Source organism: Sphingobacterium sp. UBA6320, from assembly GCF_002440335.1.
In the GTDB taxonomy this organism is placed as follows: domain Bacteria; phylum Bacteroidota; class Bacteroidia; order Sphingobacteriales; family Sphingobacteriaceae; genus Sphingobacterium.
The window spans coordinates 1-25,318 of the sequence record NZ_DJTA01000016.1 but is presented as its reverse complement, the minus strand read 5'-3'; the positions used below and the strand labels follow the sequence as shown (position 1 = coordinate 25,318).

Below are 25,318 nucleotides of genomic sequence, written 5' to 3'. Positions count from 1 at the left end.
ATCGCTTACTTTTGCCTTTATTCATCTCTTAAGCTTTCTACAGGATTAGCTCTTGCTGCTTTGATGGAATGGTAACTCATGGTGATAAATGCAATAATCAACGTAATGACCGCTGGGATGGCAAACATCCACCAGCTCAGATTAATTTTGTAGGCAAAATCATTCAACCAATGGTGCATCGCCCACCACGCAATCGGTGAAGCTATCAGAATAGAGAGGAAAATTAATTTGAGATATTCCTTAGATAGTAATTGGACAATTCCCGAAATTTTGCTACCCAATACTTTCCGGATTCCGATTTCCTTTGTGCGCTGGGATGTCGTTATCGTCACTAGTCCAATAAGGCCTAAGCAACTTAGTAGGATGGTGATCGAAGTAGAAAGATTGATTATTTTTGAAAACTTTGTGTCATTTTCGTATTGATTTTTGATCTGCTGGTCATAAAATTCATATTTAAAAGGAGCATTCGGATAGTATTTTTTCCATTCCTTTTCAATCTGTTGCAAAGCAGATGACCATTTTTCTTGATGGTCTGGCAATTGGACACTAATCGTTTTTAATTGGCCTTTTTTGTTTGAAGGTCTCAGTTCTAAAGGACCAATTTTACTGTGCATATTCTTGCTATGAAAATTATCGATCACCGTAACGATTTGCCTATCCTTGTCATCGAGCTTAACGAAAGAACCAATAGCCTCCGAGGCAGACTTGAATCCTAGTTTTTCAACAGCAACTAGATTTAGAGCTATACCTGAAGTACTATCCGCTAGTTTGATCTCTCGACCAGCTAGAATCCGTATATCATATAATTTAAAATAATCTTCATCGATAAACTTAAACTGATGGTTAATCCGTATTTCTCCGGTATCACTTTTTGCAACGATTGAATTGCCCCAATGATCAGAACTCATCGGAAGGTGACCTAATGAAACACGTTTGATAGCCGAAAGCCCAGTCAATGCATGTTTATAAGTAAAAGGATCCGTGTCCGCATTTTGATAACTTTTGTAGGGCAGCTGCATGGTAATAATTGCGTCCTTATTAAACCCAAGTTTACTATTTAACGAATGTTTAAGTTGCATTCCGATAATAAATGTGGAGACAACAAATACCTGAGCAATCACAAATTGAAATACGATCAGCGCTTTTCTTAAGGACAAGCCACCCATATTTACTTTACTACCCCCCGTAATTTTAATAACTTCTGATATTCTAACTTTATTAATGAGGAGGGCAGGATACCAACTTGATAGGAGAGTGATCAAAATTGTTGTTCCAGCTATAAATAAGAGTACCGTTAAGTTGTCAGCAAAATTGTACATTTCTTTAGGAATGTAAGAACTTAAAATGGTTTGGATAAATTGGACTAATGGCCACGATAATAAGAGAGCCAAGATAGCGATGATAAATGTCTCCAGAAAAAAAATGAAGGTTATTCTTTTTTGACTTTCACCTAACGTTTTTCTGATACCTATTTCTTTTGCTCTATGAGGGACTTGTGCTGTTGTTAGATTGATATAGTTGATACAGGCAAGGACCAATAAAAAGATTCCGATACCAATAATACCATACATTGTTTTTTTGTCAGTACTTTCTTGTGCGAATGATGTAAAATGTAATTCGGATAACGGAATTACATTTGCAGACATGCTGAAACCATACTTTTTAAATTCCTCATGGGTCATTTCATGAGCTTTAGCATTAATCGGCTTTAATAGCGGTGTGATCACCTGGTTCGATTTGATTTTAATAAACAATTGCCAATCCGAATTTGAATTTGTCCAAGTGGTACTGTTCCAATCTTTCGATGGAATTTGAATAAATTATTTTCCAATAAAACTACTTGGGTAAGTTAAGTCTTCCACGATTCCAGTAACAGTAAATAAGGTACTATCGTAGGATAAGGTTTTACCCATAATATTTGCTAATTCCTGCTTAGGAAAGTATAATTTTGCTCTTGATTCAGTCAACACCACCTCATTAGGTTGCTTAAACACATGGTCTTTATTTCCCTGTAGCCACCTGTAATCAGTTAACTTGAAATAATCTGAAGTAGTACCAAAAATATTTTTTTGATCTTCAAATATTAATGGATTATTAGCTTGATTTGGTCGGCTAACTCGTTCAAAATATTGGTTGAAAATAGGAACAGATAGGGCCATATCAGATAAATTATCCTTTACAAATGCGGGTAATGGAGCTGGAATTCCATCAAAATTATCCGTTTTGTTGTTTTCAAGATAGCTCGTATGGACTTTGTAAATTAATTCTTTATCAGGTTGTTTTTGATCAAAACTAAATTCATAATTGACAATACGGAATATCACCCAGCATGCACTGATACCGATAGATAATCCGACGATATTAAGTAAGGTAAAGAGGCGGTTACGCCATAATTGTCTGAAAATTAATTTAAAATTGTTCATTACATTTAGGTTTACTTTGTCCAGAGCATAGCACTCTAGGCAGTTTTATTTGTTGGTTTTTAAATCAAATTATCCTATACGGTTAGTGATTGTAATTTATCCTGCCATCAGTTCATGCAGATTACACAGTAGCAACGGCTTTATCTATAGATCCGTAAAACATATTTTTCCCTTTTGATTAACCGATTTCAACTTTATCCATTTTGTTTTAGTGCAGATGTCTCCATGATCACCTGACCATCGAGCATACGGATTACGCGGTCAGAAAATTTGGCATCATGCTCACTATGGGTTACCATAACGATGGTTGTTCCTGCTTCATTTAGTTCTGTTAATAACTGCATGACCTCGTTACCATTGTTGGAATCTAAGTTACCTGTAGGCTCATCGGCAAGTATCAGTTTTGGGTTATTAACTACAGCTCGGGCTACGGCTACACGTTGCTGCTGACCTCCAGAGAGTTGTTGCGGAAAGTGGTTGCGTCGGTGCATGATCTGTACTTTCTCCAGTACCTCTTCAACACGGCGTTTACGCTCTGCTGCAGGCACATTGGTATATACTAAAGGCAGTTCTACGTTTTCAAATACGGTCAATTCATCAATAAGGTTAAAACTTTGGAATACAAAACCAATATTATGCTTGCGTAAATCTGAACGGCCACGTTCTTTGAACTTAGCCACTTCGATGTCATTAAACAGGTAGCTTCCTTCATCCAAATCATCCAGAAGCCCGATAATATTGAGCAGCGTAGATTTGCCACATCCAGAAGGTCCCATGACAGCAACAAATTCACCTTCCTTAACGTGGATATTCAAATTGTTGAGTGCCACTGTTTCAACTTCTTCTGTACGGTAGTACTTTTGGAGATTGCTAATTTTGATCATATTTTTTGTGCTCATATCTTAGTTTATGTTTTAAATTTTAATCATTGATTTATGGGATTTTAAATGTTCCCTGGATCTAATGTCCCTATTTTTTTATATTCAATTCCTGTACCTTATCATAAGTCTCATAGCTAGATACGATTACTTTATCGCCGGGTTGTAAGCCTTTGATGACTTCATAATACTCAGGATTCTGTCTTCCCAATTGAATGTCAACACGGTAAGCGGTAGTTCCATTTTTATCCAATTTGAAGATCCAGTTACCACCAGTCTGCTGATAAAAACCTCCTTTTGCAAGCAATACCGCTTTCGTTTCGTCGCTCAAAGCTAATCTGATCTGTAAAGTCTGCCCTCTACGAATACCTTTAGGTACTTCATTGACAAATTCCATATCGACTTGAAAACGACCATTAGTTACTTGCGTATATACTTTTTTGATTTTTAATTTATATGCTTTATCACCAATGGTGAACTCGCCTTGCAGATCCGGAAATATGCGATTGATGTAATGTTCGTCAATATCAGCACGAACTTTAAATCCTGTCAGTACGTCAATCTGTCCCAGACGTTCACCTGCATTTTTATTCTGTCCAATTTCTGCATCAAATGATGTTAATTGACCATCTACTGGGGAACGTACAATCAAATCCCCAATTTTTCGCTTCATTAATTCCAAAGCACTTTGTGTACGTTGATAAGTCTCTTTATCTTGATGTGCCTTTTGATTGGTCGATACCTCATCCTGTCTAAGGATTTGTTTCGTTAAATTAACACGTTCTTTTTGGTAGTTATATTCATTTTTGGATTTTTCAAATTCTTGTGAACCAATTGCTTTTTCATTTAATAGCTTTTGATTTAATTGATATACACGCTCAGCTTCTTTATAAGCTTGTTCCACATCAGCCATTTGATTGCGGTTATTGATCGAAACCTGTTGTGCATTGGTTTGAGCAATTTGTGATTGTGTTAATAAATTTAAAACCTGAGTTTCTTGTTGAATCAGATTAAGTTCCTGATCGGTATTGGATAGACGCATAATGGGATCGCCCTTTTTTAAAATTGCACCATCTTCTACATATTTTTCTTCCATACGTCCCCCTACAGATGCATCTAAATAAATACTGCTGATGGGCAGAACAGTTCCATTAATTGGAATGAATTCCTGAAAGTTGTCTTTTTTAATCTCAACGATGGATATACGGTCTGCTTCTACATTAAGCTTACTTTTGCCACTTGTAAAATAAAAGCTTGCAGCGATAAGGCCGACCAAACCTGTAATTCCAACTAAGGTTAATATACGTTTGTTATTCCATTTCTTCTTTTCTAAAGCTCTATCCATAATGCTTTTCAATTTTCTTATTATCTATGAAAGATGTGCCATAAATGTAATGTGTTGATATTCATTTTGTTATTTGGTTTTGTCGGTTTATCTACTGTTCGTAATCGAACAGTAATTGTTCGTCAACGTACAACTTGTAAATTATGCTGTTGAAAATAATTTTTTAATAAAGAGATTGACATCCGTATTCAGGTGTTCGAAAGCGAACACCTGAATGTACGAAGATGAACATATATACTTCATGTTTATTGTTATTTGATTGATAATTAATGTGTTATTGGTTTGGCATGGGCTGTGGGTAAAGATTTGGAAAATATGATATATGAAACAAATCTTGATATACAGTTTGTGTCTTCTTTGTAGCTTGACTTTTCTGCATGCACAAGTTCAACAACGGTCGTTGAACGAGTGCATACAATTAGCTGTAAAAGCAAATCCTACTTTAATGCAAAATGAATTAGATGTAAAACGGGCGGATATTAATTTAAAGCAGGCAAAAGCTAATCGATTGCCAGATGTCAACGCAAATTTAAATCATGCCTTTAGTACTGGACGTATTCTGGATAAGGCTGTTAATCAATACACAACAACAAATAATTCATCCGGAGGTTCATCTCTTGGAGTTAGTATTCCCGTATTTAATGGATTTCGAATTTTGCATGATGTTCGGATGAAAGCCGACGCCAAAGTAGCGAGTAAATTGGAATTCGATTCGCAGATCAATACTCTTAAATTGGACGTAATCGAAGCATTTATCCAAATATTAACCGCACAAGATGTGCTGAAACAATCAGAACTGCAAACTGATGTAACGAGGGAGCAAGTGCGGAGAGCAGAGGTTTTACATAAAGAAGGAGCAATTAATCCTGGAGACTATTTTGATTTGAAGGGTCAATTGGCAAATGATATTAACGCCATTGACAATAATAAACAGGTCTTATATCTCAACAGGCTAAAGTTGGCAAATCTGCTAAATTTGGATGAAACAAGTTTGGGTGAGTTGAGACCATTAGAATTTAAACAGGATGCCGAACTACGAACAGCTGCTCAATTATTTAATACTGCAAGTGAAAATTTGCCTAACATTCCAGCATTGGATTGGCGTATCAAAGCTGCTGAGCGTAATATCAAAGTAGTGAAAGCAAGTTATTGGCCTTCACTGTCATTAAATGCAGGTTTATCAACGAATTATTCGAATGCAGCCGATTTTGGATATTTGAAACAATTTAATAATAACCTTGGAAAATCAATTTCTTTAAATCTAAACATCCCAATTTTTAATCATTTGGCAGTTTATAATCAGGTTAAATTGGCTAGGCTTGATTTGGAAACGGCCAAATTTCAAAAAGATATAGCTTTAAATGACTTGCGTCAGGAAACAGCTAAAGCAGTTTTTAATTTAAAAAACGTCAGCAATAATATTGTGCAGCTGCAAGAACAACAGCAGAGTTATTCCGAATCATTTCGTATCGCACAAGTACACTTTGAAGCAGGGAATAGTAATTCGGTATTATTTTTAACCGCAAAAAACAAACTGGATAGCAGTCAGATCCAACTCCTGGTCAAACAGTATGAATGGCTGTTGCAAAAATATATCAATGATTATTATGTAGGTGCGTTAAATTTATAGTTACCTTAGTGTCTAAATGAAACCTGTATGGGCATTCCTCATAAAAGTATGATCATAATTTGCTCATGATAGTCTCATTGCCCATAAAGAACAAATTATTTTAATGAAAAAAGCAGCAGTTTTAGTCGTCGATGATGACCATGATTTATTAACAGCCGCACGGATTTTACTCAAACCTAAGGTGAGCCATGTGCAGGTAGAATCCAATCCAGAAAATCTGATGAGTCATTTAGATAAAATGTCTTATGATGTGGTTTTGTTGGACATGAATTTTAAGAGTACCATTAATACTGGTAATGAGGGTTTATTTTGGTTGTCCAAGATCAAGGAAAAATATCCAGCAATTCGAGTCATCATGATCACCGCTTACGGAGCCGTTGATTTAGCAGTCAAATCACTTAAGCAGGGCGCCTCAGATTTTGTCGTAAAGCCCTGGATCAATGAACAATTATTGGCAACCATAGAAAATACACTCACAGAAAATAAAAATCGAGATAAAAAGGTTAAAAATTCCCTACTCACCAACGATGGTACTCCAGACTTGATCGGAAGGTCGGTCGTCATGGACGAGTTGCAATATAAGCTAGAGAAAATTGCACCAACTGACGCTAATATTCTTATTTTAGGAGAAAATGGTACTGGAAAGGATCTGATAGCGCAAGCCATCCAAAAGCGTTCCCTCCGTTGCAATGATGTGTATGTAAAGGTTGATGTAGGCTCATTGACAGAAAGCCTATTTGAAAGTGAATTGTTCGGATATAAAAAAGGAGCTTTTACTGATGCACGAGAAGATCGTCAAGGCAGGTTTGAAACAGCTAATGGCGGAACCTTATTTTTGGACGAAATCGGTAATATTTCTTTGCATCAACAATCCAAGTTATTGACTGTACTCCAGAATCGTTATGTGACACCGCTAGGATCACATCAGATGATACCTGTTGATATCCGTCTGATCACAGCTACAAATGTAGCTTTGAAAGTGCTTGCCGATGAAAATAGATTTAGAAAAGATTTGATTTACCGTATCAATACGGTGGAAATTCAGGTTCCTCCTTTAAGACAAAGGGGAGATGATATTCAACTCTTGGCAGAGCATTTTTTAGCCGTTTATGCTAAAAAATATAATAAACGTATCGACGGATTTGAGTCTGATGCCTTAAAAAAATTATTCTCTTATCATTTTCCTGGTAACGTTCGTGAATTGCAATATAGTATCGAACGAGCGGTAATTATGGCTGATCAGTCGAGCATCAGAAGTAATGATATCTTTTTTTCTCCTATAGAGCAACAAGTCGTAGAAAGTCCTTTTGAAACAAATATTGCAGGGACAAATTTAGAAGAATTAGAACGAAAAGCCATCAAATCAGCTATTGAACGATTTAATGGAAATATAAGTAAGGCAGCAAAAGAACTGGGACTGACTCGGGCAGCTCTTTATAGAAGATTGGAGAAATATGATATCTAACCTATGAAAGGTAATCGATTTATTAATGTAATTAAACTTCTTTTTTTATTAGTCGGATGTACTGTAGCGTCCTACTTCGTATTTAAGGGATGGTATACGTACGCTGTATTCCTTTTTTTGTTCATTTCTGGTTTCGCCTATCGCTTTTATCAACAGATACATTATCTATCAAAGCAACTCGTCGAGTTTTCTGAAGCGGTAAAATACCACGACTTTACCCGCAGATTTGTCATTAAAAATCCAAAATCAACAGAAGGAAAGCTTTTTACTGCTTTTAATCAGATCAATGATACATATAAAGAGATTAGTATAGATAAGGAGATCCAGCATCAATATCTGGATCGGGTGATCAATATGCTGAATTCTGCTATTATCTTTTATCAATTGGATACGGGTAAAGTAATGTGGGTAAATGATGCTTTTAAGCAATTGTTTCATATGCCGCATTTAGGTAATATCTCTGCCCTTAAAAAAAAGCATGAAGAACTTTATGAAAAAACGATGCGCTTGGATGTTGGGCAGCAACAGATGGAATCTGTTCAGTCGAATAAAGGAAAAATAAAGTTGCTTATTCAAAGTTCTAGCTTCGAAACACAAGATGCGGTATTTCGAATTGTCGTTTATCAAAATATCAATGAAGCAATGGATGAAACTGAAACAAAAGCATGGCAAAAGCTTTTAAGGGTATTGACACATGAAATCATGAACTCGATTGCTCCCATAAGTTCACTCGCTGAAACGCTAAATGGAAGACTAAATCACTTCAGAGGTGTGGAAGATATTGAAGATTTGAAAGTCGGTATTTCTACAATTCAAAGAAGAAGTCAAGGGCTGTTACATTTTGCGAAAAGCTATCGGATGATCAATAAGGTAGATGAGCCTTTGCTTACACCTATTGCTGTTGCTCAGCTTTTTGAACATATCTATCAATTATTGGAACCGACCATCATTCAGAAGAATGTAGATGTTGATATTATACTTAAGAATACCAGATTAGTGTTGCACGCAGATGTTAATTTGATCGAACAGGTTATCATCAATTTGATGCTTAATGCGATCGATGCTGTGAAATCAAAAGATGATGCCTATATCAGTCTTTCTGCCATAGAGATGGATGGTAAAATACAGATACGGATAGAGGATAATGGTATTGGTATAGCTGCGGATTTACAAGAACAGATTTTCACACCTTTCTTTACAACAAAAAAAACTGGAACAGGAGTTGGATTAACATTAAGTAAGCAAATTATGCTTTTGCATAAAGGGACGATCTTTGTAAATAGTGAAGAAGGAAAAGGAAGTGTCTTTATTTTGCAATTTTAGATCATCCTTACAATATATTATCTTAATCGCTAACAGTTCTCCACTGGTTAGCCTTTGTGCTTCTGCATTTTCTAATCGGCCATCCTAAAATGTTCCATGTGAAATAGGAATACATGAGTATCTTATATTTTACCTGCTTAAGCAAAAAATTTCATTAGTTATTTTCTTGATCAACATCCTACTAACTTTGTATCAAATTCTACTTTAACAGAGATATAATAGGGGGTTAATAGGGGGATAGTAGGGGGTTAATAGGGGTAAAACCCTATTAACCCCCTATTATCCCTAAACAATGGGGTATTTAAATCTATGTTAATACCAAATTTGGTATTCATTTAATAGGAATTTGTATTACTCTATGTAAATTTGTCCTCTACATGCAGTATTATCTAAAATCTTTACGTCATTATTTAGTTTCTCATAGTCGCCATGGAACTCATTCACCTTTTGTATATCAATTGGTCGATCAAGTTCTTTATCAAAAGCCTACGGTTGATGAGGTGAATGCTGTGCCGTTATGCTATAAAAGGGCAGGGAAGAGGGAAGAGAAGAACTATTTATTTGTAGAGCGTTTGCTAAGAACGTTTCCATTTGGCACCTATAAAATATCCGATAAATCAAATGATCCCGATCTGGTCAAGTTATTTGAACGTAACTGTACGATCTTGGCCCAGCGAGCAATTTATTATATCAATACGGTCGATGATTATCAAAAAATACTATTTGAGATGCAAGAAGATGATATAATCATTGTTGATAGCCCTCATCTTTCAAAAGATCAAGAAAAGTCTTGGAGATTTTTAAAGCAGCATTCAAAGGTTGTCGTGACTATCGATCTTTTCCATCTTGGATTGGTTTTTTTTAGAAAAGGGCAAAGGAAAGAAGACTTTATCATTCGTTTTTAAAAGGAAAGGCAGTTGTGAAATTAAGATTGATCACCTTTTATTTATAAAAGGTGATCAAAGTATCATTAAATATACCTTTAAAATGCTTCACTCAGGGAGAGATAAAATCCAGACTGTCGTTTTTCACCAGGCCGCTGTTCACCATAAGCATAATCAAGACGGATATTGCTATTATGCTCTAGACTGAAGAAGTAGCGTAGCCCACCTCCATAGGAAGGAACAAAACGCGCCTGATATTCTTTAGAAAAGACGGAACCTATTCCTGTAAATCCTGCAACAGCAAATCTAGGATGAAAACGGTAACGTAATTCGGCTTGCGAGGCGAGATAATTTTTATCCTTATAACGACCGATATAATAACCACGCATCATCATGTCACCACCGAGATCTCGATATGCATAGTAAGGAATCGTTTTCCCAAATGTTGTTCTATAAATAGCCTGTGCCGCTAGTGTTACTTTTTTGTGTAAAGGAAAAAAACCGCGAAGGTCGACATCAACATTAGCTCCTTCAAAATCTTCTTTCGTCCATAATTTGGGCGCATAGGCTAATTTTGCTCTAGCATAATAACCATGAGTTGTATAAGATACATGGTTTCGGTTGTCATACAATTGAGAAATTCCCAAAAGTAATTGCTGACCTCCATTTTTCCCAATGATAGCAGTTTGATCAAATATACCACCGGGTTCTCGATCATGAAACTGGACATAATCATATTGTATATTTACTCCCGCATAGTAATTAGAAGCCATTCTTTTTTCTACTTCTAATTTTGCTCGGAATAATTTTTGACTGATTAAGTCTTCATCTACCTTTTTAGTATCCATGCCTATACCATAAAAATTAGATGGCCAATTGCGATAACGGAGTTCTGAAATAATATGGTAATCGTTGTTGTCCGTCCAAATGTCGGCTTGTAATTTGATATTTGACTGTTTTTTGGTTGTATATGTACCCATCAATAGAATGTTTGATGATCTGATACTGCTATCTTTTTTATTCAAATAGAAGTTGTAATTGCTGGCAATTCCATATTCGGCACCTGTCTCTTGTGCATAACCTAATGCTGGCAAAATCATAAAAACTCCAGATCTGGTCGAATCTTTGGAGGTGGAAAAGACTTTTTTAGTTACTTTTTCTAGTAGATTTTGAGCTTTTAAAGTGTTCGTAATGGTGATAAAAACAATGAATAGTATCGATACTAATATTTTGATCACTTTATTTTGATCTGGATTTTGCATGGCCAAACTTAGATAATTTTTTTTATTTACAATTTTAATTGCGTCATATAGGAAACAAATTTATTCATTGGTATCGATTTTTTAGACTTATGATGGTGATACCATTATGGGTATGGTGCCTGTCAATAATCCTAATTTTATAATGGATCTATGAAATTTTGAGCCAACATTCTAAAATGTCATATTTTCATTGAAATTTATTTATCTGCGTATCAGTAGTGTTGTGAAAAAGACGTGTTTTTTTTAAAAAAATATTTTTGTAATGTGGGTTTAGTGTATATCTTTGCATCAGCAAACGGGGAAATAGCGATGCTACTTCAGAAAGTTTGATAGTTCTTTTAAGAGTGAAAAAAAATAAAAAAAAGCTTGCACATGTCGAAATTAAAATAGATATTTGCACTCGCTAAACAAAAGAAATAAAGTTTAGAGATTAAATGCTTTTAAATAGAAACGCCTCTTTAGCTCAGCTGGTAGAGCAACTGACTTGTAATCAGTAGGTCATTGGTTCGATTCCGATAAGAGGCTCAAACATAACTTTATAGTTATGGGGGGGTTCCAGAGCGGTCAAATGGGACGGACTGTAAATCCGTTACTTCGGTTTCGAAGGTTCGAATCCTTCTCCCCCCACACCAAACAGTTTGCGAGCTGTTAGTAGATGAAAGTCTAAAGTAAAATCGCAAACAAAGCGGAAGTAGCTCAGTTGGTAGAGCGATAGCCTTCCAAGCTATAGGTCGCGAGTTCGAACCTCGTCTTCCGCTCAAATTTTTAAGTATTGATTTTTAGTCTCTGTCTTCTTTGATAATATTATATCTAAAGGTGGAGGCATTAATCTGTAGAAGGAATTTTCGAAAAGCCGAAGTAGCTCAGGGGTAGAGCACTTCCTTGGTAAGGAAGAGGTCGTGGGTTCAAATCCCATCTTTGGCTCGTACAACATTGTATAACAAATAGAGAAATATTTATAATTACTAATTCGCATAAACATGGCAAAAGAGAAATTTGACCGTAGTAAACCACACTTAAACATTGGTACAATCGGTCACGTTGACCACGGTAAAACTACTACAACTGCAGCTATTACTAAAGTATTAGCAGACGCAGGTTTATCAGAAGCTCGTTCATTTGATTCAATTGACTCTGCTCCTGAAGAAAAAGAGCGTGGTATCACTATTAATACTGCACACGTTGAGTACTCAACAGCTAACCGTCACTATGCGCACGTTGACTGTCCAGGTCACGCCGATTACGTGAAAAACATGGTTACTGGTGCTGCTCAAATGGATGGCGCTATCATCGTAGTTGCTGCTACTGATGGTCCTATGCCTCAAACGCGTGAGCACATCTTATTAGGTCGTCAAGTAGGTATCCCTGCTTTAGTTGTTTTCTTAAACAAAACTGACTTAGTAGATGATGAAGAATTATTAGACTTAGTTGAAATGGAAGTTCGTGAATTATTATCATTCTACGATTATCCAGGAGATGATGTTCCAGTAATTAAAGGTTCTGCTTTAGGAGCTCTTAACGGTGAGCCTGAGTGGGTTGCTAAAATTATGGAATTAATGGATGCTGTTGATAACTACATTCCAATCCCTCCACGTTTAACTGAATTACCTTTCTTAATGCCAGTAGAGGATGTATTCTCGATCACAGGTCGTGGTACTGTTGCTACAGGTCGTATTGAAAGAGGTGTAATCAACTCTGGAGATCCAGTTGAAATCTTAGGTATGGGTGCTGAGAACTTAAAATCTACAGTAACTGGTGTTGAGATGTTCCGTAAAATTTTAGATTACGGTGAAGCTGGTGATAACGTAGGTTTATTGTTACGTGGTATTGAGAAAACTGATATCAAACGTGGTATGGTTATCTGTAAACCAGGATCAGTAACTCCTCACGATTATTTCAAAGCTGAGGTTTACGTTTTATCAAAAGCTGAAGGTGGTCGTCACACACCATTCTTTAACAAATACCGTCCTCAATTCTATTTCCGTACAACAGATGTAACTGGTGAGATTTCATTAGCTGAAGGTACTGAAATGGTTATGCCAGGTGATAACGTTACGATCACTGTTAAATTGATCTCTCCTATCGCTATGGAAAAAGGTCTACGTTTCGCTATCCGTGAAGGTGGTAGAACTGTAGGTGCTGGTCAGGTAACTGAAATTTTATAATCTGAAAAGATTCTAAAATCACCATATAGTAAGCTAATCAGTTCATACTGATTAGCTTATTTTTTCAATCTGAAATATTGATTAAAAAACAATAAAAAAAGATTAAAAATATTTGCAGGAGATAGTTTAAAACACTATATTTGCATCATCAAAATAAGAAATACACGGGAATAGTTCAACGGTAGAATAGAGGTCTCCAAAACCTTTGATCAGGGTTCGAATCCTTGTTCCCGTGCTTAATAAATAAACTGAAAATGGCAAAAGTACTTGATTTTTTTAAAGACTCTTATGTCGAGATTACAGAGAAGGTCACTTGGCCTACTTGGGGTCAGTTACAAAACTCCGCTGTGATCGTACTTGTTGCTTCTGTTATCATAGCATTATTGGTTTTTATAATGGATAAAGCTTCAAGCAACGTGTTGGAGTTGTTGTACGGTATTGCTTCTTAATTTCATCAAACATTATTTATGGCAGATCAAAGTTTAAAATGGTACGTAGTTCGTGCAGTGAGTGGTAAGGAGAAGAAGGTAAAGCAATATATTGATGCCGAAGTGAGCCGTTTAGGGATTGAGCATTTGGTTACTCAGGTGTTGATTCCTATGGAGAAGTACTATTTGATGCGTGATGGAAAAAAAGTGGCTAAGGAGCGTAACTATTATCCTGGATACGTTTTGTTAGAGGCTGCTTTGGATGGTGAGTTAGAGCATATCATTAAAGGAGTTAATAGTGTTATTGGATTTTTAGGAGATAAAGCAGGTAATGCTATTCCTTTACGCCAAGCGGAAGTTAATCGTATCTTAGGTAAAGTAGATGAGATGGCTGAGCAAGGTGAGACCATTAATGTACCATACTACGTTGGTGAAACAGTGAAAGTGAATGATGGTCCATTTAACGGTTTTACTGGTGAGATCGAAGAAGTTCACGAAGACAAGAAGAAATTAATCGTGATGGTGAAAGTTTTTGGAAGAAAAACACCATTGGAATTAAACTACATGCAAGTAGAAAAAGAATAATAAAAAGAGCAAAGTTTAACCTTTGCTCTTTTTATGTTGAAAAATATTTGTATTTAGTTTTTATTATACATATCTTTGCACCTCATTTGGTGGTTAAACGCAAGTTAATAGCCAAGTGAAATAATAAATGTTACGTTATTTGCTTCCAACTTACTAACAAACATTTAATAATTTAATTCAAAACAAGATGGCAAAAGAAGTCAGTGCGTTAGTAAAATTACAAGTTAAGGGCGGAGCTGCGAATCCATCTCCACCAGTAGGACCTGCTTTAGGTGCTAAGGGTGTGAACATTATGGATTTCTGTAAACAGTTCAATGCTCGTACGCAAGACAAACCAGGAAAAGTATTGCCTGTTGTCATTACAGTTTACGCCGATAAATCTTTTGATTTTATCATTAAAACTCCACCAGTTGCTATTCAATTGAAAGAAACTGCTGGTTTAAAAAGCGGTTCAGGTGAGCCTAACCGTAAAAAAGTAGCTTCAGTTACTTGGGAACAAGTAGAAGTTATTGCTAAAGATAAAATGGTAGATTTAAACGCGTTTACTTTAGATGCTGCTATGAGAATGGTAGCTGGGACAGCACGTAGTATGGGTATTACTGTATCAGGTAATGCTCCTTGGAACAATTAATTAAGAAATCAATTTAAGAAAAGTGGCTAGATTAACAAAAAATCAAAAAGCGGCACTATCCAAAATTGAAGCTGGTAAAGCATACTCTTTAAAAGAAGCTTCGGCTTTAGTTAAAGAAATTTCATTGACCAAATTCGATGCTTCTGTGGATATCGACGTTCGTTTAGGCGTAGATCCTCGTAAAGCAAATCAAATGGTTCGTGGTATTGCAACTTTACCTCACGGAACTGGTAAAACTGTACGTGTTTTAGTTTTATGTACTCCTGATAAGGAAGAAGAAGCTAAAGCAGCAGGTGCTGATTTCGTAGGTTTAGATGAGTATATCAGTAAAATTGAAGGCGGTTGGACTGACGTTGATATCATTATTACAATGCCTAGTGTGATGGCTAAAGTAGGTAAATTGGGTCGTATTTTAGGTCCAAGAAACTTAATGCCAAATCCTAAAACTGGTACTGTAACTACAGAAGTAGGTAAAGCAGTAACAGATGTAAAAGGCGGTAAGATTGATTTCAAAGTTGATAAAACTGGTATCATCCATACTTCAGTTGGTAAAGCGTCGTTCGATGCAGACAAAATTTATGAAAACGCATTAGAGGTATTACAAACTATCTCTCGTTTGAAACCGTCTGCAGCTAAAGGAACATACTTTAAAAGCATTCACATTTCATCAACTATGAGTCCTGGTATTCATATTGAAACTAAATCAGTAGCGGGTATTTAATCATGAGAAAAGAAGAAAAACAAGAAATTGTTCAAGCTTTGGCCGAGCAGATTAAATCTTACGGTAATTTCTATATTACTGACACTTCTAATTTATCGGTAGAAAAAGTGAATGGCATTCGTCGCAAATGTTTCGAAAGTGATATTGAAATTAAAGCTGTTAAAAACACTTTAATCAAAAAAGCATTAATCGAAGCTGGTATCGATTCAGATGAGATCGTAGGTACATTGAAAGGTGCGTCTACAATGATGTTTTCTGAAATCGCAAATGCTCCAGCGAAATTAATTCAAGCTTTACGTAAAGAAGGTGACAAACCTTTGTTAAAAGCTGCTTATATCCAAGAAACTGCATTTGTAGGTGACAATCAGTTGAAAGCATTAGTGAGTCTTAAATCTAAAAATGAACTCATCGCTGACGTTATCGCTGCATTGGAATCTCCTGCTAAGAATGTTATTTCAGCTCTTCAATCGGGTGGAAATACAATTTCAGGTTTAGTAAAAGCTTTAGAACAAAGAGGTTAACGAATACTCTTTTTAAATAAAACATTCGTTCTATTATTAATAACAATTTTTCATAACGACATTCAAAAATTCAAAATAAAATGGCAGATTTAAAACAACTTGCTGAACAGTTAGTAAACTTAACAGTAAAAGAAGTTAAAGAATTAGCTGATATCTTAAAAGACGAGTATGGTATCGAGCCTGCTGCTGCTGCTGTTGCAGTTGCTGCTGCTCCAGCTGAAGGTGCTGCTGCTGCTGAAGAGAAAACATCTTTCGATGTTATCTTGAAAGAAGCTGGTGGTGCTAAATTAGCTGTAGTTAAATTAGTAAAAGATTTAGCTGGATTAGGCTTGAAAGAAGCTAAAGATTTAGTTGATGGCGCTCCTAAAGAAATCAAAACTGGTGTTTCTAAAGATGAAGCAGAAGCTTTGAAACAACAATTAGAAGAAGCTGGAGCTGTTGTTGAGATTAAATAATCTTACATAACAAGCCCTCAAAAGGTTTAGACTCTGACGTATTTTCGTTAGAGTCTATTCCTATTTATGATATTTCACTACTAGTCTATGTGTGTGCTGAACATAGTCCAAATGTAGTAATAACAGCATAGTTAAGCTCAGTTTTTTTAAAACTAAAATTCATATCCCCTTGGCAAACAATAATATTCAACAAGAAAGAGTAAATTTTGCGACAAGCAGGAAAGTTCTGGAATATCCAGATTTCTTAGATGTGCAATTGCAATCTTTCAAGGAGTTTTTTCAACTAGAAACTACTTCTGACAACCGCCATCAGGAAGGGCTGTTCAAGGTATTCTCGGAAAACTTCCCTATTTCTGATTCTAGAAACATTTTTGTTCTCGAGTTTTTGGATTATTTCATTGATCCTCCTCGCTATGATATACAAGAATGTATCGAACGTGGGTTAACTTATAGCGTTCCTTTAAAGGCAAAGTTAAAGTTATCATGTAATGATGAAGAACACGAAGATTTCGAGACTATTGTGCAGGACGTATATTTGGGAACTATCCCATATATGACACCGAAAGGTACTTTCGTGATCAATGGTGCGGAGCGCGTAATCGTATCTCAATTACACCGTTCACCTGGCGTTTTCTTTGGTCAAAGTAGACACACAAATGGTACTAAACTTTATTCTGCAAGGGTAATTCCTTTTAAAGGATCTTGGATTGAATTTGCAACTGATGTAAACAACGTCATGTATGCTTATATCGACCGTAAGAAAAAATTCCCAGTTACTACTTTATTACGTGCTATCGGTTATGATTCTGATAAGGATATCTTAGAATTATTTGATCTTGCCGATGAAATTAAAGTAAGTAAGTCTGGTCTAAAAAAATACGTGGGTCGTCGTTTGGCGGCAAGGGTATTGAAAAAGTGGATTGAAGATTTCGTTGATGAGGATACTGGTGAAGTGGTATCAATCGATCGTAATGAAATTATCCTTGAACGTGAGACTGTTTTAGAAGAAGATCACATTGATTTGATCATCGATGCTGGAGTAAAATCAATTATTTTAGCAAAAGAAGATGCTTCAAACAATGCTGACTATTCAATTATATATAACACATTACAAAAAGATACGTCTAACTCTGAGAAAGAGGCAGTAGAGCATATCTACCGTCAATTGCGTAACGCTGAACCACCTGATGAGGAAACTGCTCGTGGTATCATCGATCGTTTATTCTTCTCGGACAAACGTTATGATTTGGGTGATGTAGGTCGCTACCGCATTAACCGTAAATTGAAATTAAATACTCCTGATGAAACGAAGGTACTGACTCGTGAGGATATCATCGCAATCGTGAAGTATTTGATTAACTTAATCAACTCTAAAGCTGAGGTGGATGATATTGACCACTTATCTAACCGTCGTGTACGTACAGTAGGTGAGCAGTTGTACGCACAGTTTGGAGTAGGTCTTTCTCGTATGGCTCGTACCATTCGTGAGCGTATGAATATTCGTGATAATGAGGTTTTCACACCTACTGACTTAATTAATGCACGTACGTTATCGTCTGTGATTAATTCATTCTTTGGTACTAACCAGTTATCACAGTTCATGGATCAAACCAACCCTCTTGCGGAGATCACGCACAAGCGTCGTCTTTCAGCTTTAGGTCCAGGTGGTCTTTCTCGTGAGCGTGCAGGTTTCGAGGTTCGTGACGTTCACTATACGCACTACGGTCGTTTGTGTACAATCGAGACTCCTGAGGGACCAAATATTGGTTTGATTTCTTCATTAGCAGTTCACGCTAAGATTAATAATTTAGGTTTTATCGAAACTCCTTACCGTCGTGTTGAAGATGGTCGTGTTGTGGTAGAAGAGCCTGTTCATTATTTATCTGCTGAGGACGAAGATGAGAAAACAATCGGTCAAGCAAATGCGCAGTATGATGATAATGGTAATTTTATCGATGCTAAAGTAAAAGCAAGATATTTTGGTGACTTCCCGGTAATCGAACCTACACGTTTGGATTATATGGACGTTGCTCCGAACCAGATTACATCTATTGCGGCTTCATTGATTCCTTTCTTGGAACATGATGATGCCAACCGTGCATTGATGGGATCAAACATGCAGCGTCAAGCTGTTCCAATTTTACGTCCACAAGCTCCTATCGTTGGTACTGGTCTAGAAGCCCGTGTTGCGAAAGATTCCCGTACATTAATTAATGCAGAGGGTAATGGTGTGGTTGAGTATGTAGATGCAGATGAAATTAAAATTCGTTATGACCGCACTGATGATGACCGTTTAGTGTCATTTGATGATGATGTCAAAACATATAGATTGATCAAATTCAAGAAAACCAATCAGAATACGTGTATGAACTTAAAACCTATTGTAGGTAAAGGTCAACGTGTGACTAAGGGTCAGGTATTATGTGAAGGTTATGCAACTGAAAATGGTGAATTAGCATTAGGTCGTAACTTAAAAGTTGCATTCATGCCTTGGCAAGGATATAACTTTGAGGATGCGATCGTTATTTCTGAGCGTGTAGCAAAAGAAGACTGGTTTACTTCTCTTCATATTGAAGAGTTTGAATTGGAAGTTCGTGATACAAAACGTGGTGAAGAAGAATTAACGGCAGATATTCCTAACGTTTCGGAAGAAGCGACCAAAGACTTAGATGAAAACGGTATTATCCGTATCGGTGCTGAAGTTAATGGTGGTGATATCTTGATCGGAAAAATCACTCCTAAAGGTGAGTCAGATCCTTCTCCAGAAGAGAAATTATTACGTGCAATCTTTGGTGACAAAGCTGGTGACGTTAAAGATGCTTCATTAAAAGCTTCTCCTTCATTGAAAGGTGTTGTAATTGATACGAAGTTATTTGCACGCGCTAAGAAAATGTCTAAAGAAGTTGAGCGTAAAACATTAGAGAAATTGGAAACAGCACATGAAAGAGCTGTTAAGATTTTGAAAGAACGTTTGGTAGAGAAATTATTTACAATTGTGAATGGTAAAACTGCTCAAGGGATCTATAATGTTTATAAAGAATTGTTAGTAGCTAAAGGGGCTAAGTTTACTCAAAAAATCTTAGCAGAATTAGACTATAATAATATCAACCCTACAGGTTGGACAACTGACGAAGATAAGAATGAAATGATTAAAGCTTCTTTACACTTCTATAACATCAAGTTAAATGAAGAGTTAGGTGCTTTCAAACGTGATAAATTCGCAGTTTCTGTCGGTGATGAGTTACCATCAGGTATTGTTCAAATGGCTAAAGTTTATGTTGCTAAAAAACGTAAATTGAAAGTAGGGGATAAGATGGCAGGTCGTCACGGTAATAAAGGTATTGTTGCACGTATTGTACGTGATGAAGATATGCCTTTCTTAGATGATGGAACACCAGTAGATATCGTGTTAAACCCACTGGGTGTACCTTCTCGTATGAACTTAGGACAGATTTACGAAACTGTTTTAGGTTGGGCTGGTCAAAAATTAGGTGTTAAATTTGCAACTCCTATTTTCGATGGTGCCGAAAAAGAAGAGGTAGAGGACTGGGTTGCTAAAGCTGGTTTACCTGCTTCAGGTAGAACTTACCTTTACAACGGTTTAACAGGTGAGCGTTTTGACCAACCAACTACAGTTGGTGTGATCTATATGTTGAAATTAGGTCACATGGTTGATGATAAGATGCACGCTCGTTCTATCGGACCATACTCATTGATTACACAACAACCATTGGGTGGTAAAGCTCAATTCGGTGGTCAGCGTTTTGGTGAGATGGAGGTTTGGGCATTAGAGGCATTCGGTGCATCTAATATCTTACAAGAAATCTTGACTGTGAAATCGGATGATGTTGTTGGTCGTGCGAAAACTTACGAGGCTATCGTAAAAGGAAACAATTTACCAACTCCATCGGTACCAGAATCGTTTAACGTATTGGTACATGAGTTACGTGGTTTAGGTTTAGATATCACATTGGATTAATTAAGCAAAAAGGAAGTTTTAGTGATCGCTATGATCACTAAAACTTTTTCATAAAGCTTTAACTTTTGAATAAGTATGTCTTACAAAAAAGATAATAAAATTAAAAGCAACTTTACATCAATTACTGTAAGCTTGGCGTCTCCAGAAACAATCTTAGAGCGTTCAAGTGGTGAAGTTGTAAAACCGGAAACGATTAACTATCGTACCTACAAACCAGAACGTGATGGTTTATTCTGTGAGCGTATCTTTGGTCCTGTAAAGGATTATGAATGTCACTGTGGTAAATACAAACGTATCCGTTATAAAGGTATTGTATGTGACCGTTGTGGTGTTGAAGTTACGGAGAAAAAAGTACGTCGTGAGCGTATGGGACACATTTCCTTAGTGGTTCCTGTTGCACACATCTGGTATTTCCGCTCTCTTCCAAATAAAATTGGTTATTTATTAGGTCTTCCTACTAAAAAACTGGACATGATTATCTACTACGAAAGATATGTAGTTATTCAAGCTGGTATTAAAGAGGATGATGGTATCAACTATATGGACTTCTTGACTGAAGAGGAATATTTAGATATTTTAGATACATTACCTAAAGAAAACCAATATTTAGATGACAACGATCCTCAAAAGTTCGTTGCTAAAATGGGTGCTGAGGCATTAGAAGAATTATTGAAACGTATTGATTTAGATAAATTATCTTATGATTTACGTCACCAAGCGGCTAACGAAACTTCTCAGCAACGTAAAAATGAGGCTTTAAAACGTCTTCATGTTGTAGAAGCATTCCGTGGTTCAAGAGATCGTATTGAAAATCGTCCTGAATGGATGATCGTAAAAATCGTTCCTATTATTCCACCAGAATTACGTCCATTAGTTCCTTTAGATGGTGGTCGTTTTGCGACTTCAGATTTAAATGATTTATATCGTCGTGTTATTATTCGTAATAACCGTTTGAAACGTTTAATTGAAATTAAAGCTCCAGAAGTAATTTTACGTAATGAAAAACGTATGTTACAAGAGGCTGTCGATTCATTATTCGATAACTCACGTAAAGTTAATGCAGTGAAAACTGAAGGTAACCGTGCGTTGAAATCATTATCTGATATCTTAAAAGGTAAACAAGGTCGTTTCCGTCAAAACTTATTAGGTAAGCGTGTGGATTATTCGGCTCGTTCGGTAATCGTCGTTGGACCTCACTTGAAATTACATGAGTGTGGTTTACCTAAGGATATGGCAGCAGAACTTTACAAACCGTTTATCATTCGTAAGATGATCGAGCGTGGTATCGTCAAAACTGTAAAATCAGCTAAGAAAATTGTAGATCGTAAAGATCCAGTTGTTTGGGATATATTAGAAAACGTGTTGAAAGGTCATCCGGTATTATTAAACCGTGCACCTACGTTACACAGATTGGGTATTCAGGCTTTCCAACCTACTTTAGTAGAGGGTAAAGCTATTCAATTACACCCATTAGTGTGTACCGCATTCAACGCCGATTTTGATGGTGACCAGATGGCAGTCCACTTACCTTTAGGTAATGCTGCAGTTTTGGAAGCTCAAGTTTTAATGTTGGCAGCGCACAATATTTTAAACCCTGCAAATGGTTCTCCTGTAACAGTACCTTCTCAGGATATGGTTTTGGGTCTTTATTATATCACAAAAGGCCGAAAAAGTACTCCAGAACAAATCGTTCATGGTGAAGATATGATTTTCTATTCTGCAGAAGAGGTTATTATCGCTTTGAATGAGAAGAAAATTGATTTGCATGCTTTTATTAAGGTAAAAACTAAAATCAGAACTAAAGATGGTAGTATCGTTGATACTTTATTAGATACAACAGTTGGTCGTGTTATATTCAACCAAGTTGTTCCTCATGAAGTGGGATTTATCAACGAATTATTAACGAAAAAATCTTTACGTAATATCATTGGAGAAATTGTGAAAACTACGGGTATGGCTCGTGCTGCACAGTTTTTGGATGATATGAAAGAATTAGGTTTCCAGACAGCTTTTAAAGGTGGTCTATCGTTCAACTTGCAAGATTTGAACATTCCTGATGCTAAAGCTGATTTAATTCAACAAGCGACAAACGAAGTTGAAGAAGTAATGAATAACTATAACATGGGTTTCATTACCAACAACGAACGTTATAATCAAATCATCGATATTTGGACACGTATCAACAATAAGTTGACATCACACGTAATGGATATCTTATCGAATGACAACCAAGGATTCAACTCTGTATATATGATGCTTGATTCTGGTGCACGTGGTTCGAAAGAGCAAATTCGTCAGTTGTGTGGTATGCGTGGTTTGATGGCTAAACCTCAAAAATCAGGTTCAGCAGGTGGTGAAATTATTGAAAACCCGATTTTATCAAACTTTAAAGAAGGTCTTTCAGTATTAGAATACTTTATCTCTACCCACGGTGCACGTAAAGGTCTTGCCGATACAGCATTAAAAACGGCGGATGCGGGTTACTTAACTCGTCGTTTACATGACGTTGCACAAGATATGATCGTTATTGATCAAGACTGTGGAGGTTTAAGAGGTATTTATACAACGGCATTAAAAGATAATGATGATGTTGTAGAACCATTATACGATCGTATTTTAGGTCGTGTATCGTTGTACAATGTATATGATCCAGAAACAGGTGAGTTGTTAGTAGAGGCTAATCAAGACATCGAAGAAGATATTGCTGAACGCATTGAATCTTCTGGTATTGAAGGTGTTGAGATTCGTACCGTGTTAACATGTGAATGTAAACGTGGTGTATGTGCTAGCTGTTACGGTCGTAACTTGGCGTCTGGTAAACGTGTTCAATTGGGTGAAGCTGTAGGTGTAATTGCAGCACAATCAATTGGTGAGCCAGGTACACAGTTGACACTTCGTACGTTCCACGTCGGTGGTACGGCTTCTAACATTGCTGCTGAGTCCCAGATTTCTTCTAAATATGCCGGTACAGTTGAGTTTGAAAACTTACGTACGGTATCTCAAGAAGGTGAAGATGGTACGCATCAAGTAGTATTGGGTCGTTCTGGTGAGATCAAAATTTTGGATGAAACTAGAAAAGTATTATTCCAACAAAATATCCCTTACGGTTCTCAATTGTTCGTTGAAGAAGGAAATAAGGTTGCTAAAGGTGATAAGTTAGTATCATGGGATCCATATAATGCTGTTATTATCTCGGAGTTTGCTGGTAAAGTGGAGTTTGATGCGATTGTAGAAGGTGTAACTTTCCGCGAAGAGTCAGATGAGCAAACTGGTCACAAAGAGAAAGTAATCATTGAAACTCGTGATAAAACGAAAAACCCTGCGATCAAGATCTTAGACAAAAAAGGTGAAGTAATTCGTACGTACAACATTCCAGTAGGAGCTCACGTTTCTGTAGCGGATGGTGTAACTGTAAAAGAAGGTGGTATCTTAGTTAAGATTCCTCGTTCTACAGGTAAAACTCGCGATATTACGGGGGGTCTACCTCGTGTAACGGAATTATTCGAAGCACGTAACCCTTCTAATCCAGCTGTAGTAACTGAAATTGATGGTGTTGTAACTTTAGGTGGTGTTAAACGTGGTAACCGTGAGATTTCTATCGAATCACGCGATGGCCAAATTAAAAAGTACCTTGTTCCACTTTCGAAACATATCTTAGTACAGGACAATGACTTTATTAAAGCTGGTATGCCTTTATCAGATGGTTCGATCTCTCCAGCAGATATCTTATCAATCAAAGGTCCATCAGCAGTACAGCATTATATCGTAAATGGTATTCAAGAGGTTTACCGTCTTCAAGGTGTAAAAATCAATGATAAACATTTTGAAACAATTGTTCACCAAATGATGCAAAAAGTGAATATTGAAGATCCAGGAGATACACGTTTCTTAGAGAAAGAGGCTGTTAACAAATGGGACTTCATGGAAGAAAATGATTCGCTTTACGACAAAAAAGTTGTGGTAGAGGCTGGTGATTCTAATGATTTACGTCCAGGTCAAATTGTTTCTTTACGTAAGTTGCGTGAAGAAAACTCAAGCTTGAGACGTCGTGATTTAAAATTAGTAGAGGTCCGTGACGCAATTCCTGCGACTTCAAGTCCTTTATTACAAGGTATCACTAGAGCTTCATTAGGTACGAAATCATTTATCTCTGCAGCATCTTTCCAAGAGACTACAAAAGTCTTGAACGAAGCAGCTATAGCAGGTAAACGTGATAATTTATTAGGTTTGAAAGAGAATGTAATTGTGGGTCACTTAATTCCTTCAGGTACAGGTCTTCGTCAATATGGTAACATTATCGTAGGTTCACGTGAAGAATACGATCAATTATTAGCTTCGAAAGAAGAAGATTAATAATTTTTTAATCATACTTGAAAGGGTTGCAGATTTTGTCTGCAACCCTTTTTTTATGATGTAGGATGTTATCAATTGCTGCTCTATTGCCGTGTATAGGTATCTATGTGGTATCAGATCTTATTGTTGGTTTTTGTTGCAAAATGATTCTTTACGTAACACTCTAAGACCAATATCAGCAGTATTTGCTCAACCTGTCTATGGACATCTGTTTAATAAGAGTAGATTCCTTCTGCTGCTATTCCCAATCATGATGGTATATCGTTGAAA

The 25,318-nt window shown here is 36.5% G+C and carries 18 protein-coding genes and 5 tRNA genes; 18 read left to right on the top strand and 5 right to left on the bottom strand.

Annotated features, from left to right (window positions below):
- Positions 1-17: 17 nt before the first annotated feature.
- From B3P23_RS09600 to B3P23_RS09585, 4 genes are all read right to left on the bottom strand, one after another.
- Positions 18-1,727 (bottom strand): ABC transporter permease, encoded by a 1,710-nt coding sequence (locus B3P23_RS09600; protein WP_293925521.1) that lies wholly within the window; start codon positions 1,725-1,727, stop codon positions 18-20.
- A gap of 93 nt (positions 1,728-1,820) precedes the next feature.
- On the bottom strand, positions 1,821-2,423 hold the full coding sequence (locus tag B3P23_RS09595; RefSeq protein ID WP_293925520.1) for an ABC transporter permease: 603 nt from the start codon (positions 2,421-2,423) through the stop codon (positions 1,821-1,823).
- Between the two features lie 194 nt (positions 2,424-2,617).
- Positions 2,618-3,307 carry an ABC transporter ATP-binding protein gene (locus B3P23_RS09590; protein WP_045755530.1) on the bottom strand — a complete coding sequence of 230 codons (690 nt, stop codon included), beginning with the start codon at positions 3,305-3,307 and terminating at the stop codon, positions 2,618-2,620.
- Between the two features lie 85 nt (positions 3,308-3,392).
- Positions 3,393-4,646 carry an efflux RND transporter periplasmic adaptor subunit gene (locus tag B3P23_RS09585; protein WP_153195042.1) on the bottom strand — a complete coding sequence of 418 codons (1,254 nt, stop codon included), beginning with the start codon at positions 4,644-4,646 and terminating at the stop codon, positions 3,393-3,395.
- Positions 4,647-4,968: 322 nt separating this feature from the next.
- Between B3P23_RS09585 and B3P23_RS09580 the strand changes: the two genes are divergently transcribed.
- The 4 genes from B3P23_RS09580 (at position 4,969) to B3P23_RS09565 (ending at position 9,969) form a co-directional block, all read left to right on the top strand.
- On the top strand, positions 4,969-6,276 hold the full coding sequence (locus B3P23_RS09580) for a TolC family protein (protein WP_293925519.1): 1,308 nt from the start codon (positions 4,969-4,971) through the stop codon (positions 6,274-6,276).
- A gap of 103 nt (positions 6,277-6,379) precedes the next feature.
- Complete coding sequence (locus B3P23_RS09575) at positions 6,380-7,741, top strand: sigma-54-dependent transcriptional regulator (protein WP_293925518.1); 1,362 nt, start codon at positions 6,380-6,382, stop codon at positions 7,739-7,741.
- 3 nt (positions 7,742-7,744) lie between these two features.
- Entirely contained in the window at positions 7,745-9,064 is a 1,320-nt protein-coding gene (locus tag B3P23_RS09570) for a sensor histidine kinase (RefSeq protein ID WP_293925517.1), read from the top strand.
- Positions 9,065-9,441: 377 nt separating this feature from the next.
- Entirely contained in the window at positions 9,442-9,969 is a 528-nt protein-coding gene (locus B3P23_RS09565; protein ID WP_293925516.1) for a hypothetical protein, read from the top strand.
- Between the two features lie 77 nt (positions 9,970-10,046).
- Here the strand turns inward: B3P23_RS09565 and B3P23_RS09560 are convergent, their stop codons facing one another.
- Positions 10,047-11,210 carry a BamA/TamA family outer membrane protein gene (locus B3P23_RS09560; RefSeq protein WP_293925515.1) on the bottom strand — a complete coding sequence of 388 codons (1,164 nt, stop codon included), beginning with the start codon at positions 11,208-11,210 and terminating at the stop codon, positions 10,047-10,049.
- A gap of 452 nt (positions 11,211-11,662) precedes the next feature.
- Here B3P23_RS09560 and B3P23_RS09555 point away from each other — a divergent pair.
- The 14 genes from B3P23_RS09555 (at position 11,663) to rpoC (ending at position 25,048) form a co-directional block, all read left to right on the top strand.
- Positions 11,663-11,735 (top strand) — tRNA-Thr (locus B3P23_RS09555).
- A gap of 21 nt (positions 11,736-11,756) precedes the next feature.
- A tRNA-Tyr gene (locus tag B3P23_RS09550) sits at positions 11,757-11,837 on the top strand.
- Positions 11,838-11,895: 58 nt separating this feature from the next.
- Positions 11,896-11,968, top strand: a tRNA-Gly gene (locus B3P23_RS09545).
- 94 nt (positions 11,969-12,062) lie between these two features.
- Positions 12,063-12,134 (top strand) — tRNA-Thr (locus B3P23_RS09540).
- A 56-nt stretch (positions 12,135-12,190) separates the two neighbouring features.
- Complete coding sequence (tuf, locus tag B3P23_RS09535; protein ID WP_045752394.1) at positions 12,191-13,375, top strand: elongation factor Tu; 1,185 nt, start codon at positions 12,191-12,193, stop codon at positions 13,373-13,375.
- 164 nt (positions 13,376-13,539) lie between these two features.
- Positions 13,540-13,610, top strand: a tRNA-Trp gene (locus B3P23_RS09530).
- A 19-nt stretch (positions 13,611-13,629) separates the two neighbouring features.
- Entirely contained in the window at positions 13,630-13,824 is a 195-nt protein-coding gene (gene secE / locus B3P23_RS09525; RefSeq protein WP_045752393.1) for a preprotein translocase subunit SecE, read from the top strand.
- 18 nt (positions 13,825-13,842) lie between these two features.
- Entirely contained in the window at positions 13,843-14,388 is a 546-nt protein-coding gene (gene nusG / locus B3P23_RS09520; RefSeq protein ID WP_045752392.1) for a transcription termination/antitermination protein NusG, read from the top strand.
- Between the two features lie 187 nt (positions 14,389-14,575).
- A complete protein-coding gene (gene rplK, locus B3P23_RS09515) occupies positions 14,576-15,019 on the top strand; it encodes a 50S ribosomal protein L11 (protein ID WP_045752391.1) in 444 nt (147 codons plus the stop codon).
- Positions 15,020-15,041: 22 nt separating this feature from the next.
- Positions 15,042-15,740, top strand: a complete 699-nt coding sequence (gene rplA, locus B3P23_RS09510) for a 50S ribosomal protein L1 (RefSeq protein WP_045752390.1) — start codon at positions 15,042-15,044, stop codon at positions 15,738-15,740.
- 2 nt (positions 15,741-15,742) lie between these two features.
- Complete coding sequence (gene rplJ / locus B3P23_RS09505; RefSeq protein WP_045752389.1) at positions 15,743-16,261, top strand: 50S ribosomal protein L10; 519 nt, start codon at positions 15,743-15,745, stop codon at positions 16,259-16,261.
- A gap of 80 nt (positions 16,262-16,341) precedes the next feature.
- A complete protein-coding gene (gene rplL, locus B3P23_RS09500) occupies positions 16,342-16,716 on the top strand; it encodes a 50S ribosomal protein L7/L12 (RefSeq protein WP_045752388.1) in 375 nt (124 codons plus the stop codon).
- A gap of 169 nt (positions 16,717-16,885) precedes the next feature.
- Positions 16,886-20,695, top strand: coding sequence for a DNA-directed RNA polymerase subunit beta (gene rpoB, locus B3P23_RS09495; protein WP_045752387.1), 3,810 nt, complete (start codon positions 16,886-16,888; stop codon positions 20,693-20,695).
- Positions 20,696-20,770: 75 nt separating this feature from the next.
- Positions 20,771-25,048: a DNA-directed RNA polymerase subunit beta' gene (gene rpoC / locus B3P23_RS09490; RefSeq protein ID WP_045752386.1), complete on the top strand. Its 4,278-nt coding sequence runs from the start codon at positions 20,771-20,773 to the stop codon at positions 25,046-25,048.
- Positions 25,049-25,318: the final 270 nt, after the last annotated feature.

Excerpts from the sequence above, each read along its gene's own strand:
- B3P23_RS09595 (WP_293925520.1), bottom strand. The coding sequence starts at position 2,423 with ATGAACAATTTTAAATTAATTTTCAGACAATTATGGCGTAACCGCCTC.
- B3P23_RS09590 (WP_045755530.1), bottom strand. The coding sequence starts at position 3,307 with ATGATCAAAATTAGCAATCTCCAAAAGTACTACCGTACAGAAGAAGTT.
- B3P23_RS09585 (WP_153195042.1), bottom strand. The coding sequence starts at position 4,646 with ATGGATAGAGCTTTAGAAAAGAAGAAATGGAATAACAAACGTATATTA.
- B3P23_RS09580 (WP_293925519.1), top strand. The coding sequence starts at position 4,969 with ATGAAACAAATCTTGATATACAGTTTGTGTCTTCTTTGTAGCTTGACT.
- B3P23_RS09575 (WP_293925518.1), top strand. The coding sequence starts at position 6,380 with ATGAAAAAAGCAGCAGTTTTAGTCGTCGATGATGACCATGATTTATTA.
- B3P23_RS09570 (WP_293925517.1), top strand. The coding sequence starts at position 7,745 with ATGAAAGGTAATCGATTTATTAATGTAATTAAACTTCTTTTTTTATTA.
- B3P23_RS09565 (WP_293925516.1), top strand. The coding sequence starts at position 9,442 with ATGCAGTATTATCTAAAATCTTTACGTCATTATTTAGTTTCTCATAGT.
- B3P23_RS09560 (WP_293925515.1), bottom strand. The coding sequence starts at position 11,210 with ATGCAAAATCCAGATCAAAATAAAGTGATCAAAATATTAGTATCGATA.
- tuf (WP_045752394.1), top strand. The coding sequence starts at position 12,191 with ATGGCAAAAGAGAAATTTGACCGTAGTAAACCACACTTAAACATTGGT.
- secE (WP_045752393.1), top strand. The coding sequence starts at position 13,630 with ATGGCAAAAGTACTTGATTTTTTTAAAGACTCTTATGTCGAGATTACA.
- nusG (WP_045752392.1), top strand. The coding sequence starts at position 13,843 with ATGGCAGATCAAAGTTTAAAATGGTACGTAGTTCGTGCAGTGAGTGGT.
- rplK (WP_045752391.1), top strand. The coding sequence starts at position 14,576 with ATGGCAAAAGAAGTCAGTGCGTTAGTAAAATTACAAGTTAAGGGCGGA.
- rplJ (WP_045752389.1), top strand. The coding sequence starts at position 15,743 with ATGAGAAAAGAAGAAAAACAAGAAATTGTTCAAGCTTTGGCCGAGCAG.
- rplL (WP_045752388.1), top strand. The coding sequence starts at position 16,342 with ATGGCAGATTTAAAACAACTTGCTGAACAGTTAGTAAACTTAACAGTA.
- rpoC (WP_045752386.1), top strand. The coding sequence starts at position 20,771 with ATGTCTTACAAAAAAGATAATAAAATTAAAAGCAACTTTACATCAATT.